The 13,337-nt window shown below is 41.5% G+C and carries 14 protein-coding genes; 8 read left to right on the top strand and 6 right to left on the bottom strand.

The genetic code is table 11. The features are described from left to right. The 5 genes from B4F08_RS14560 to B4F08_RS14540 form a co-directional block, all read left to right on the top strand. Positions 1-903 (top strand): efflux RND transporter permease subunit (locus B4F08_RS14560; protein ID WP_291375000.1); only part of this gene is annotated, 903 nt, incomplete at its 5' end. Then, positions 903-2,360 carry a multidrug efflux RND transporter AdeIJK outer membrane channel subunit AdeK gene (gene adeK, locus B4F08_RS14555; RefSeq protein ID WP_119063174.1) on the top strand — a complete coding sequence of 486 codons (1,458 nt, stop codon included), beginning with the start codon at positions 903-905 and terminating at the stop codon, positions 2,358-2,360. The genes B4F08_RS14560 and adeK, both read left to right, overlap by 1 nt. A 103-nt stretch (positions 2,361-2,463) precedes the next feature. After that, positions 2,464-2,820 (top strand): YbjQ family protein, encoded by a 357-nt coding sequence (locus B4F08_RS14550; protein WP_119063175.1) that lies wholly within the window; start codon positions 2,464-2,466, stop codon positions 2,818-2,820. Positions 2,821-2,823: 3 nt separating this feature from the next. After that, positions 2,824-3,261 carry a YbjQ family protein gene (locus B4F08_RS14545; RefSeq protein ID WP_086208132.1) on the top strand — a complete coding sequence of 146 codons (438 nt, stop codon included), beginning with the start codon at positions 2,824-2,826 and terminating at the stop codon, positions 3,259-3,261. Between the two features lie 179 nt (positions 3,262-3,440). Continuing rightward, positions 3,441-4,475 (top strand): agmatine deiminase family protein, encoded by a 1,035-nt coding sequence (locus tag B4F08_RS14540; protein WP_151706752.1) that lies wholly within the window; start codon positions 3,441-3,443, stop codon positions 4,473-4,475. Positions 4,476-4,554: 79 nt separating this feature from the next. On the opposite strand, the gene B4F08_RS14535 is transcribed toward B4F08_RS14540, so the two are convergent. Together B4F08_RS14535 and B4F08_RS14530 are read right to left on the bottom strand one after the other, a co-directional pair. Then, positions 4,555-5,361 carry an SDR family NAD(P)-dependent oxidoreductase gene (locus tag B4F08_RS14535; RefSeq protein ID WP_110974400.1) on the bottom strand — a complete coding sequence of 269 codons (807 nt, stop codon included), beginning with the start codon at positions 5,359-5,361 and terminating at the stop codon, positions 4,555-4,557. 12 nt (positions 5,362-5,373) lie between these two features. Continuing rightward, positions 5,374-6,048: a hypothetical protein gene (locus B4F08_RS14530; RefSeq protein ID WP_110974404.1), complete on the bottom strand. Its 675-nt coding sequence runs from the start codon at positions 6,046-6,048 to the stop codon at positions 5,374-5,376. A gap of 184 nt (positions 6,049-6,232) precedes the next feature. On the opposite strand from B4F08_RS14530, the gene B4F08_RS14525 reads away from it, so the two are divergent. The 3 genes from B4F08_RS14525 (at position 6,233) to B4F08_RS14515 (ending at position 10,347) form a co-directional block, all read left to right on the top strand. After that, on the top strand, positions 6,233-9,127 hold the full coding sequence (locus B4F08_RS14525; protein ID WP_291374995.1) for a valine--tRNA ligase: 2,895 nt from the start codon (positions 6,233-6,235) through the stop codon (positions 9,125-9,127). Positions 9,128-9,193: 66 nt separating this feature from the next. Continuing rightward, on the top strand, positions 9,194-9,685 hold the full coding sequence (locus tag B4F08_RS14520) for a PIN domain-containing protein (protein WP_291374994.1): 492 nt from the start codon (positions 9,194-9,196) through the stop codon (positions 9,683-9,685). Between the two features lie 446 nt (positions 9,686-10,131). After that, positions 10,132-10,347, top strand: coding sequence for a hypothetical protein (locus tag B4F08_RS14515; protein ID WP_291374992.1), 216 nt, complete (start codon positions 10,132-10,134; stop codon positions 10,345-10,347). Between the two features lie 85 nt (positions 10,348-10,432). On the opposite strand, the gene B4F08_RS14510 is transcribed toward B4F08_RS14515, so the two are convergent. The 4 genes from B4F08_RS14510 to B4F08_RS14495 all read right to left on the bottom strand — a co-directional run. Next, the gene (locus B4F08_RS14510; protein ID WP_291374990.1) at positions 10,433-10,801 is read right to left on the bottom strand and encodes an endonuclease domain-containing protein; all 369 of its coding nucleotides are present in this window, start codon (positions 10,799-10,801) and stop codon (positions 10,433-10,435) included. Positions 10,802-10,922: 121 nt separating this feature from the next. Then, positions 10,923-11,291, bottom strand: a complete 369-nt coding sequence (locus tag B4F08_RS14505) for an endonuclease domain-containing protein (RefSeq protein WP_291374988.1) — start codon at positions 11,289-11,291, stop codon at positions 10,923-10,925. Positions 11,292-11,436: 145 nt separating this feature from the next. After that, the gene (locus B4F08_RS14500) at positions 11,437-12,459 is read right to left on the bottom strand and encodes a molecular chaperone DnaJ (RefSeq protein WP_291374986.1); all 1,023 of its coding nucleotides are present in this window, start codon (positions 12,457-12,459) and stop codon (positions 11,437-11,439) included. Between the two features lie 160 nt (positions 12,460-12,619). After that, positions 12,620-13,337, bottom strand: a 718-nt coding sequence (locus B4F08_RS14495) for a ferredoxin--NADP reductase (protein WP_291374984.1), incomplete at its 5' end; no start/stop codon positions are given.

Raw genomic sequence — 13,337 nt, 5'->3', positions numbered from 1 at the left:
TATATTAATGACTTCGTAGACCGTGGTCGTGTGAAAAAAGTCTATGTGCAAGGCGAAGCAAATGCACGTATGATGCCTGAAGACTTGAACAAGTGGTACGTACGTAATAGTAGCGGCACAATGGTTCCATTCTCAGCATTTGCAACAGGCGAATGGACTTATGGTTCCCCACGTCTAGAGCGTTATAACGGCGTATCATCAGTCAACATCCAAGGTACTCCTGCACCAGGCGTTAGTTCGGGTGATGCCATGATCGCAATGGAAGAAATCATTGGCAAATTACCGTCAATGGGCTTAGATGGTTTCGACTATGAATGGACGGGTTTATCTTTAGAAGAGCGTGATTCTGGTAGTCAAACAGGACCATTACTCATTCTTTCAATGTTGATCGTATTCCTTTGTCTTTCAGCTTTATATGAAAGTTGGTCTATCCCTGTTTCAGTATTGCTGGTTGTACCACTTGGTATTATCGGTGCATTTACTTTAACGTGGTTAGGTATGATCATCAAAGGCGATCCAAACCTGTCATTTAACATCTACTTCCAAGTCGCAATTGTTGCCGTAATTGGTCTTTCTGCGAAAAATGCAATCTTGATTGTAGAGTTTGCAAAAGAGTTGCAAGAAAAAGGTGAAGACTTATTTGATGCAACCCTTCATGCTGCAAAAATGCGTTTACGCCCAATCATTATGACCACCCTTGCCTTCGGTTTTGGTGTACTCCCTCTTGCCCTTTCAGCAGGTGCAGGTGCAGGTAGTCAACACTCTGTCGGTTATGGTGTACTTGGTGGTGTAATTAGTTCTACACTTTTGGGTATTTTCTTCATTCCAGTATTCTTTGTTTGGATTCGCAGCATTTTCAAATACAAACCGAAGAAACAAAATAATCAGGAGCAAACATCGTGATGCAAAAAGTATGGTCTATTTCAGGTCGTAGCATTGCGGTATCTGCACTTGCGCTTGCTTTGACTGCATGTCAAAGCATGCGTGGTCCAGAACCCGTCGTTCAAGCGGATATCCCAACAGGATATATTGGTTCAGCTACAGGACCGTCTATTGCTGAGCAAGGTTATAAAGATTTTTTTGCTGATGCACGATTGGTACAAGTTATTGAAATGGCTTTGGCCAATAACCGTGACCTACGCACTGCAACTTTAAATATTCAACGTGCACAACAAGCGTATCAAATTACTGAAAACAACCAACTACCCACTATTGGGGCAAGTGGTAGTGTGCTTCGTCAAGATACGTTAAGTACGACTAAGCCAGTCACAACCTATAATGTTGGCCTTGGTGTCACCGCTTATGAGCTAGACTTTTGGGGGCGTGTACGTAGCTTAAAAGACAATGCTTTGGACAGCTATTTAGCGACCCAAAGTGCGCGTGATGCAACACAAATTTCGTTGATTGGTCAAGTTGCGCAAGCATGGCTCAGCTATTCATTTGCCAATGCTAACTTAAAACTGGCAGATCAAACGCTTAAAGCACAGCTTGAGTCATACAATCTGAACAAAAAACGTTTTGATGTTGGTATCGACAGCGAAGTTCCCGTTCGTCAAGCGCAAATTTCAGTTGAAACTGCACGTAATGATGTTGCCAACTACAAGACTCAAGTGGCCCAAGCGCAGAATTTATTGAACTTGTTGGTGGGTCAGGCTGTACCAGCTAATTTATTGGCACCGCAACCAGTTAAACGCATTACTCAAAGTACAGCTTTAACTGCTGGATTACCAAGTGACTTGTTGAATAACCGTCCTGATGTTCGCTCTGCTGAGTATCAATTGTCTGCTGCAGGTGCCAATATTGGCGCGGCAAAAGCACAATTATTCCCAACAATTAGCTTAACAGGTACAGCAGGTTATGCATCGACAGATTTAAGCGACTTGTTTAAATCAGGTGCCTTCGTTTGGTCACTTGGCCCAAGCTTAGATATTCCTATCTTTGACTGGGGTACACGTCGTGCCAATGTGAAGATTTCAGAAACTGACCAAAAAATTGCGTTGTCAGATTATGAAAAAACCATTCAAACAGCTTTCCGTGAAGTGAATGATGCATTAGCTGTACGTGAAAATATTGGTGATCGTCTATCTGCACAGCGTCGTCTTGTGGATGCCACCAATACCACCTATAAGCTGTCAACAGCACGCTTCCGTGCAGGGATCGACAACTACTTAACAGTACTCGATGCTCAGCGTACTTCGTACTCGGCGGAACAAGGTCTGTTATTGCTTGAACAAGCAAACTTAAATAACCAAGTTGAAGTGTATAAAACTCTTGGTGGTGGTGTGAAAGCCAATACAGTTGATCAAGTGGCGAAACAGCCCTCTTCTTCAGATGTAAAATATAACAAAACTGCAAACTAACGCTTGCGGTATGAAAAGCTCACTTCGGTGGGCTTTTTTATTGCTTTTTCATCGGCTTTTTCCTATCTTCAAAGACAATACTCACTTTTAAATAATGGACATTATGCTTTTAAGTAACCTTGAGTCTGTACCTGGACATACGATTTCTCAGCAACTGGACGTGGTTTATGGGAGTACAGTTCGGAGTAAACATGTCGGACGCGATTTTCTGGCAGGCCTGAAAAATATCGTCGGTGGTGAACTCACGGCCTATACTGAACTTTTAGAAGAATCACGCCAAGAAGCCATGAATCGTATGATTGCAAAAGCACAAGGCCTAGGTGCAAATGCCATCGTAGGAATTCGTTTTTCAACTTCAAATATTGCCCAAGGTGCATCAGAATTATTTGTGTATGGCACTGCCGTCCGTGTCACACCGTTAAACAACCATCTCCCTGACCCTTTTCCAACACAGGCCTAAACGATGGAAAGTTTAATTTTCCAACTGCTGATTTTTGCGGTGCTGTTTAGCGTCGGTTTTGGTTTTGGTCGTTATAACGAACGCAAACATTTGGCGGAACTTGAACAGAATGAAAAGCGACTTGCCTACATCACTGTGGGTAATCTGCGCAAAGTGAATTTTGCACAGTCTGGACACATGATCAGTAGCAATGTGGTGATTTCACATGATTACTTCAAATACGTACTAGCCACTGTGCAAAACTTTTTGGGCGGTCGGCTGACCAGTTATGAAAGTGTGGTAGATCGTGCCCGTCGTGAAGCTATTGTCCGACTTAAGCTTGAAGCAGAAAAACACGGCGCAACACACATCGCTTGTATTCGACTGGCGACTACAGAAATGGGGATGCAAGGCGGTATGGTCGAAGTCTTTGCTTATGGGACCGCCATTCAAATTCCTTAAACAGCGACTATGAACTAATCCTCCATTCACTAAACTCAACAGCATGAGTGCGCAAAATCGCTCATGCTCGATCACCTTCTATCGTACATCTTGATGCTAGATTGCTCGCTAGAGCATAATTCTCTACACTGAACAAAATAAAAATGGACTTCACCTACACTGTAAATAGGTCACAGATAATGAAATCTTTAGCACTAAAAATAAGTATGGCTGTACTCAGCATGATCCCACTTGTAGCCAAAGCTGAATTAATTGTACTGGCATCCCCTCAAAGTAATGATGCTTACTATGCAAAAATGATTGATGATATTTTTGATTTCCACGTCGATTATGCAAAAAAAATTATTAAAAACGGAGACAATGTCGTTGTTCTGACAGACAAACAGCTCTACCCCGACTATGTCAAAGCTTTGGGAAAAAAGCATGTAGCAATCGCACCGATGCATGACATTTGGATGCGTGACTTCACCAGCGCCAATCCAGCTCAACCCGTCATGTTCCGCTACACGGCCGCAGGACAAGGTGGGGCTAAAAAGGGTCAGGCTATTTCAGATGAAGTGCAGGATGAATTTAAATACTACAGTCAAAAAGCAGGCTTACAGTTTACTCAGACCAAACTGTTGAATGATGGTGGTAATTGGGTGGAAGATGGGTATGGCAATGTCGTCCTCAGCACCAAGTTTCTAGCAGATAACAAGCTAACCGAAAACGAAGCGCGTAAGAAACTCATGGCACTGACAGGAGCCAAACAAATTGCATTCATTGAAGCCGATGAACAAGGCGGCTTGGAACATGCGGACGGTGTGGTCAGTTTTGTCGACCAAAACACCTTGGTGATTAACTCCTACCCTGAAGATCCCGACTATGCCAAGCAGCTTAAAGCAGATCTAAAACGCGGCATTCCCAATGTAAAAATTCGTGAAATCATCACTCCTTATGATGGCAGTGAGATTTATGATGAAAAGTTTGGTTCTGCATGTGGCTTATACACCAACATGCTGGTCACACCTGAGCGGATTTACTTCCCGCAATTTGGCATTAAAGAGGATGCTATCGCTTTAAAGCAAATTCGTAGCGTTACCAAACGTACCGTGATTCCAGTACAGTCTGCGAATGTCTGTCATATGGGCGGTGGCGTGCGTTGCATGTCTTGGCAAGTGCGTGGGAAAAATGCGGAATTATTTTTAAATTATTTAAATAAAATCAGTAAGTAAAAGTCAGATCCCAAACTATATCTATAAGAAAACATCAATTCAATGGGCAGGGAACATATTTCTCCCTGCCCGTTTCACTTTACTTCACTTTCATCTTACGAATCATTTTATACAATGTTTTAGGTGATAAACGAGACACCAGAACACCCATTTTCTCCTTACGTCCACCGACTACGATGTATTCTTCACCTTTGAGCAAAGCACTTACTACGGTTTGCGCAAAAATATCCGGTTCTAAACCATTTTCAATCGCTTCATCTTGATGACCTTGCGGTTTACCTGCGCCATTTAAAGCATTAAACGAGACATTGGTTTTAACAAAACCTGGGAAAATCACCGAAACATCTACACCTTCATTGGCCACTTCGGCACGTAGGCTATTTGCCCACATGTGAATAGCAGCCTTGGCCGCTGAATAACTGGCACGATACTGCGTCCCCAATAAACCCGCCACACTTGACACAAAGGCAATACGACCTGATTTTTGTGCTAAGAATGTCGGCAGAACTGTTTTGGTTAAAAACACTTGCGAGAAATAATCGACTTCCATAATCGCGCGTTCAGTTTGCATGGTCGTGTCGGCAATCAAGGCACGTTGGCTTAAACCGGCATTATTAATCAGCCAATCAATCCGACCTTTTTTCTGGAGCACTTGCTCATAGGCGTGACGCACCTGCGTCTCATCGGTAATATCCGCACAAATAGAAATGTGTTGATCTGGATTAAGCAGCCCTACGCGGACTTTTTCGAGTTCATCCAAACGTCGTGCCGTGAGTACGACCTCAGCCCCCTGTAAGGCACATTCTTTAGCCAGTGCTTCCCCTAACCCTGAAGATGCTCCTGTAATCCACACCACTTTCGCATCTAAACTGTTTAACTGTGCCATGTCCTTATTGCCTCATACCGAAGTTTTATTTGTAGGTTGATCATTTAAAAAAGTTAGAAAATGATCAAAATATTGACTCATCATCTGCGCATCATAAATACGACCTAATTTGTCAAAGCGTTTATAACCCAATTGAGTGGTAAAGCTAATCACCCCATTGAGTGTTTTATCCACCACTACATTAAATTTCAACATTTTCTTCGGTTCACGGATCAAACTGGTCACCCCCTGATCCACAATTTGAGTAAATGCTTTTAAAGCAGGTGATACATATTGATTATTGCCTTTATCCATCTGCTCCGCACAACCCAAAAGCTCATTCACTAAAGTCTTTTCGACAGGATAACTTAGAAAATGGGTTCCTTCAGCATCGTACATCATACGATCTAAATAATTCACCATAGGCGTTAGGCGATCATTAGAAAAAAAGGAGACAGACCACGGCATGTACTTACGCATCGTATCCACAATCTGCTTGATGACTTTTTCCGACTCTCCATCGCCCGAAGTTGAGAGTCGGGCTAAATCCCCAAAGACCTGATCAATTACTTCACATGAAATATCTGCTAGAACTTCACCGAGTGGTTTTGCTAAATTTTGGCTTTCGCCTGCATTGAGCTGTTGATGAATATGGGTAAAGCGCTGGTGAGTTTCGGGTTTTAATTTTAAAGAAATTTGATAAGTCATCGTGATCCCCCCTTTTTTTTGATTTTTACTGCGAACAATGCGCACTCTAAGTGTAAGCACATCATAAAGCGCTCTGCTTCATGTCGCAATTGCTAGATCAACGCATTTGCTTTACATGCCCCCATTTACGATTTCTTTGCTACAATAGATGCAATTTTTTATCTACTTTTGAACTGTTTGAACTATGACTGATTCAGCGCAAAATATCGCTACAACTTACGATCCGACCGAGATCGAGAAAAAATGGTACCAAACTTGGGAAGAGCGTGGCTATTTTAAGCCCTCTGAAAAAGGTGAGTCATTTTGTATCATGATTCCGCCACCAAACGTCACCGGTAGCTTGCACATGGGTCATGGTTTTAACAATGCCATTATGGATGCGTTAACTCGCTACAACCGCATGTCAGGTAAAAATACCTTATGGCAGCCAGGTACAGACCATGCGGGTATTGCAACGCAAATGGTGGTTGAACGTCAATTGGGCGCTCAGGGTGTCAGCCGTCATGACCTCGGCCGTGAAAAATTCATTGAAAAAGTTTGGGAATGGAAAGAACAATCAGGCGGCACGATTACTCGTCAAATCCGTCGACTAGGTTCTTCAGTGGACTGGTCGCGTGAACGCTTTACCATGGATGAAGGTCTATCGAATGCGGTCAAAGAAGTGTTCGTTAAACTGCACGAAGACGGTTTGATTTACCGTGGCAAACGTTTGGTGAACTGGGATCCAAAATTACAAACGGCGCTTTCTGACCTCGAAGTTGAGTCAGATAAAGAAGAAGCAGGTTCATTGTGGCACTTCAAATATTTCTTTGAAGATAAAAACCTACGTACCCATGATGGTAAAGACCACATCGTTGTAGCGACCACACGCCCTGAAACATTGCTTGGTGATACTGCGGTTGCAGTGGCACTGGATGATGAACGCTATACGCACCTTGTGGGTCAGAACATCATTCTACCGATTACAGGACGTGCTGTTCCAATCGTGAAAGATGAATATGTCGATAAAGAATTCGGTACTGGCTGTGTGAAAATCACGCCTGCTCATGACTTTAACGACTATGAAGTCGGTAAGCGCTGTGAATTGCCGATCATCAATATCTTCAACAAAAATGCAGAAATATTGGCTGAGTTTGAATACATCGCCAAAGCGGGTGAGCAAATTTCTAAAACCATCCCTGCCCCTGCGGACTATATTGGTTTAGAGCGTTTTGCAGCACGTAAAAAACTGGTTGAACAAGCCGAAGCTGAAGGCTGGTTAGATCAAATCCAACCGTACACATTGAAACCACCACGCGGTGATCGTTCAGGTGTGATCGTTGAGCCATTATTGACAGACCAATGGTATGTAAAAATTGCACCATTGGCACAACCTGCCATTGAAGCGGTTCAAGATGGTCGCATCAAGTTCGTGCCTGAGCAATACAGCAATATGTACATGGCGTGGATGAACAACATCCAAGACTGGTGTATCTCTCGTCAACTTTGGTGGGGACACCGTATCCCTGCTTGGTACGATGCTGAAGGTAACATCTATGTGGGTCGTGACGAAGCTGAAGTACGTGCCAAAAACAACCTCCCTGCTGATGTTGCGCTTAGCCAAGATGAAGACGTACTGGATACTTGGTTCTCTTCTGCGCTATGGACATTCTCAACTTTAGGTTGGACTGGCGATGCAAAGAAAGATGCAGAAAACTATTTCCTCAATACTTTCCACCCAACTGATGTATTGGTGACTGGTTTTGACATCATCTTCTTCTGGGTTGCTCGTATGATTATGTTTACGATGCACTTCATGAAAAATGAAGACGGTACGCCACAAGTTCCGTTTAAAACGGTCTACGTTCACGGTCTAGTCCGTGATGGCGAAGGTCAAAAAATGTCGAAGTCTAAGGGCAACGTGCTTGACCCATTAGATTTGATTGACGGTGTTGACCTTGAGACTTTAGTACAAAAACGTACTACAGGTCTGATGAATCCGAAACAAGCGGCGAAGATTGAAAAATCAACCCGTAAAGAATTCCCAGAAGGCATTCAAGCCTATGGTACGGATGCGGTTCGTTTCACGTTCTGTGCGCTTGCGAACACGGGTCGTGACATTAAGTTCGACATGAAACGTGTTGAAGGCTACCGTAACTTTGCCAACAAAATCTGGAACGCAACCCGTTTCGTGATGATGAACTGTGAAGAGCAAGTGATTGGTACTGAAGTTCGTCAAGACCTTTGGGAATTGCCTGAACAGTGGATCGTGAGCCGTCTGCAAAAAGCCGAAGCTGCGGTACAACAAGCGTTCGCTACTTACCGTTTAGACTTGGCTGCACAAGCGATTTATGAGTTCATTTGGAATGAATACTGTGACTGGTATGTCGAACTGACCAAACCTGTTCTGAATGATGAAAATGTATCGGTTGAGCGTAAAGCTGAAGTTCGTCGCGTACTCCTTGCAGTGATGGAAGCGTCTTTACGTCTTGCACATCCGCTTATGCCGTATTTGACGGAAGAAATTTGGCAAACGCTTGCACCGAAACTTGGTATTTCTGGCGAAACCATCATGCTGGCGCAATACCCTGTAGCAAATCCTGAGCGTGTAAATGAACAGGCTGAAGCAGATATGCAATGGCTTCAAGGTTTGATTGGTGCTGTACGTAACATTCGTGGTGAGATGGGCTTAGGTAATGCCCGTTTATTACCCGTGCTTCTACAAAACACAACGGAAGCTGAGAAAGCTCAAATCACGCGTATTGAAGCGTTATTTAAAGCCTTGGCGAAAGTAGAAAGCATCACATTCTTGGCGGATGGCGAACAACCGCCATTGTCTTCTTCTTCTGTGGTTGGACATGCGTCTGTATTCGTTCCGATGAAAGGTTTAATTGACCCGAAAGCGGAGTTGGGTCGTTTACAGAAAGACTTAGACAAAGTGCAAAAGCAGCATGACCAAATTGCGACTAAATTGAGCAATGAAGGTTTTGTGGCGAAAGCACCTGTGGCTGTGGTTGAAGGTGAAAAAGTGAAACTGGCTGAGTTTGCTGATCAGTTAGTGAAGATTAAAGCGAATATGGAGCAGATTGCAGCGCTTTGATGTGTTGTTAGTTTGATCTAATTTGTAGTATAAAGGGCTGATTATTCAGCCCTTTTATTTTTTATTATGATTCACGTTGCTTTAGATACGAGTGGTATTGGAAAAAACAGAAGTCAAAAACATGCTTCATATAAAGCTTTAAAAAGATTAATCGAAGCAAATCAATTAACTGTACATGCGCCATATGTAGTAAAAAGAGAATTAGAATCCCAAGAACTTGAATATTACTTAAAAGAGTATCGATTACTTAAAGAAAGTCTTAAAAAGTTTATGAAAGTACCAAAATCTCAGGCAGTACAAGAAATCATTAATGAGATTCAGATAAAAATTCATGAGTCGGACAATACTATTAACCTTGATGCTGAAAATTTTTCAAAAGCATGGTTAAAAGGATTAAATAGCAAAATTCAGGAAATTGATCAAGATCAAGCTATTAGTGCACTAGAATCCTACTTTAGAGGCACAGCGCCTCTTACAATAGCAAAAAACAGAGATGATATTCCTGATAGCTTTATATGTCGTGGATTTGAAGAAATTAAAAAAATGTTGATGAACTGATAATTATTGCAAATGATAAAAAAATTATTCAAACCTTTGAAAAATTAACAGAATATCAAACCTATAGAAGTATTGATTTATTTATTTCAGACAATAATATTCAAAACAAACTAAAAGGATTAGATATTCTTGAAAAAGAAATTATTGATCTCACAAGTTTTATTGATAAATTTGAGAAAATTAATTCCACACTACATAATTATCTAGAATCCAATATTTCTGATGAAATATGGTTTAGTTCTTTAAATCTAGATTCAAATTATAGTGATGATGATGCAACTATTGTAGGTGCTTATGAAGGTCATGATATCTTAATTGATTTTAGCGATCCTACTCATTACGGTAATAATCAGATTGGATATAATTTTTCCCTGTTAGTAGAAGCAGAAGTTGAATTTTTAATACCTCATCACGAAGCATACAGCCATTTAGATGATGATATATTAATGCATATGACAACTTGGAACGATTATTTATCAAAAGTAAATAAGACTTTGCAATTACGAGTAAATGGACTTATTTTTATTCAGCTAAATATCAATCAAATTGATCCATCTAAAATTGCTCATATAAATGATGAAGATATTAAGGATTATTTTTCAAATATATATGAGGAATCGAGTATTAATATTGAATCTATAGAAGAAATTTGCATTGTCTAAATATTAATAAGCCCCCTAAGTAAACATTCTTTATAGCTTAATTTATAATAAATTAAGTAACATTCCCTCTCCTCCTAGGAGAGGGTTAGGGAGAGGTCTGTTTTAATTCAGAACATCTCCGCCACAAATCCTCCAACATCAAATCCGTCTTTCCCAACACATCATGATTCCAATATCGCACAACGGTTAAATCCAAAGCCTCTAAATATTTGGTACGTTCAGCATCATATTCTTTTCCATCGTCTGTGCCATGCTGACTACCATCTAACTCAATGACTAAACCAATTTCATGGCAGTAAAAATCCACAATATAGGGTGCGATCACATGCTGTCTACGAAATTTCAGATTCATAAATCGTTTAGCGCGAAGTAGTTGCCACATTAAATGTTCTGCATCTGTGGCATTGGTTCTCATGGTTTTGGCAAATTCCAGTAATTTTGGGTCTAGTTTCATTTTTTATTTTCCATTTTAATTACCCTCACCCCAGCCCTCTCCCATAGGGAGAGGGAGCAATCATTTGATTTCATGCCTATGTGAATTTCGCAATGGAGTTCCCTCTCCTTTCAGGAGAGGGTTAGGGAGAGGTCTGTTTTAATTCAGAACATCTCCACCACAAGTCCTCCAACACCACTTCAGCCCGACTCAAAACATCATAATTCCAATACCGCACCACACTAAAATCCAAAGCCTCTAAAAACTTGGTTCGTTCAGCATCATATTCTTTTCCATCGTCTGTGCCATGCTGACTACCATCTAACTCAATGACTAAACCAATTTCATGGCAGTAAAAATCCACAATATAGGGTGCGATCACATGCTGTCTACGAAATTTCAGATTCATAAATCGTTTAGCGCGAAGTAGTTGCCACATTAAATGTTCTGCATCTGTGGCATTGGTTCTCATGATTTTGGCGAATTCTAATAATTGTGAGTCTAGTTTCATTTTTTATTTTCCATTTTAATTACCCTCACCCCAGCCCTCTCCCTGAGGGAGAGGGAGCAATCATTTGATTTCATGCCTATGTGAATTTCACAATGGAGTTCCCTCTCCTTTCAGGAGAGGGTTAGGGAGAGGTGCTTTCAAAGGCTTACAACATCCCATGCTCCAACAACATCTCTACCCCACTCACTTTTTTCATATGCTTTAAACGTTCCTTTTCCCATTTCACCTGCTGCTTTAACTCAGCAGCATCCTTATCAATCACCTTATACACATCACTCATTTTGAGCTGTTTGGTATTGATATGACTACTTAAGTAAAAAGATGCAAAGATTTCCTCTAGTCGGCTTTGTAAGTTCTGACTCTGCGCCTCCAAAGACAACTGATAAAACTTCACTTGTTCCGAACTTAAAGCTTTTGAACTTAAGCCTTTATTGGTCTCCAGTTGTAGCTGGAGTTTCAATAGATAAAATAAATCCTGCTCTGCATAAGATTCATTGACCTGCTGCAAAAGTTCGGTCTTATCTAATTTCTTCGCTTCATCAGGCTCACGGTCAGGGTGAATCATCGCGGTAATTTTTAAATATACGGTTTTCAGCGACTGCGCTGCCATTTTGGCTGCTTGCTCACGCTTTTCTTGTTGTTTGAACTGCTTGGCACGTTCTCGCTCTGCTTCATATTCGGCAGAATCGTATTCATAATTTTCCCAGTCTACATCCACGTTTTGTTCTACCGTTTCAGCAAGGTCATGACTTTGTACTGAGTTTACTTTGTTTTTTTTCGAGCGTATATGTTCTGCATGCTGTATATAGAAAGTATCCACTTTCTCTACCTGTTCTTTTTGCTCGGAAGTTAGCATCTGAGATTTCTTTAGCATCTTGGCTAAAGCAGCTATTTTAGTGTCGATCTGTGCCAAGTCTGCTTTGCTAAAGGCATCACTGGCTAAGTGATTCCACAGAGTATCGAGCTGTGTAAATAGAACCGTATGTAACTCGCTATAAACAGGTAAAAGCTTACTGCGCGTATGGTCTTGAATGTCGGCTTGCGCATTTTTCCATGCTGCCAATTCTTGTTTTTGTTGTTCAATGCGTTCAATCAAACGATTTAATTTTTTCTGCTGTGGACTGAGTTGAACCTCTAGCTGAGCCGTCGTTTTTAACGCTAAAGACATAACCCATCCAACCCAGTACAAAAGAGAAATTATAGCGCGATCTGAGCGTACAAGCAGTGATCTCTCTTTTAAGCCAAGTTTAAAATCTGAGTGATTCAAATGCTAATCTAAGAATAAAAAAAGCCCATCATTCGATGAGCATTTTATTAGCGAAATAGCTTTACCAATAGTTTTCGACCGCAATATTTCCTTCACCACGGCGATTCATAGTCAGGCCACGTGCTTTTAATGCCTCTTTGGTGTCTTCGACCATTTGCGGGTTACCACACAGCATCACATGACTGGTTTCAGGGTTCAGACTCAAACCAACTGCTTTTTCAAGCTCACCATTTTCAATCAGTACGGGTAAGCGGTCATGTAGTGGCGCATGCGGATCGCGGGTAATAATCGGCACAAATTTAAAGCCTGTATGGCCCTCGCCAAAGGTCTCTGCAATTTCCTGAATACGTGTTGCATAGGCCAGTTCAGAAGCTGTACGTACGCTATAGACCAGTGTAATGCTCTCGTACTTCGACCACGTCTCAAAGTCTTGCAACATCGAAATAAAAGGCGCAAGCCCTGTCCCTGTGCCCAGTAACCATAAGTCTTTTGGTAGTGGCAACTGATAACGCGCCAAAGTCAAAAAGCCGTACGGGATCTTTTCAAGGTAGATGTCATCATCAACTTTTAAGTGTTGTAAATTTGAGGTAAAGGCACCTTCTGGCACCACAATCGAGAAAAATTCTAAAGTTTCATCAAAGGGAGAGGACACCACCGAATACGCTCGAACCACCAATTCATCACCCACTTTGATGCCAATACGGGCAAATTGTCCTGCGCTAAACTTAAAATGTGCAGGTCGCGTCATGGTGAAACTAAAAAGTGTATTGGTCCAACGG

This window comes from Acinetobacter sp. UBA6720 (assembly GCF_002454215.1).
In the GTDB taxonomy this organism is placed as follows: domain Bacteria; phylum Pseudomonadota; class Gammaproteobacteria; order Pseudomonadales; family Moraxellaceae; genus Acinetobacter.
The sequence above is the reverse complement of the archived record's forward strand: the minus strand, read 5'-3'. Positions and strand labels throughout refer to the sequence as shown.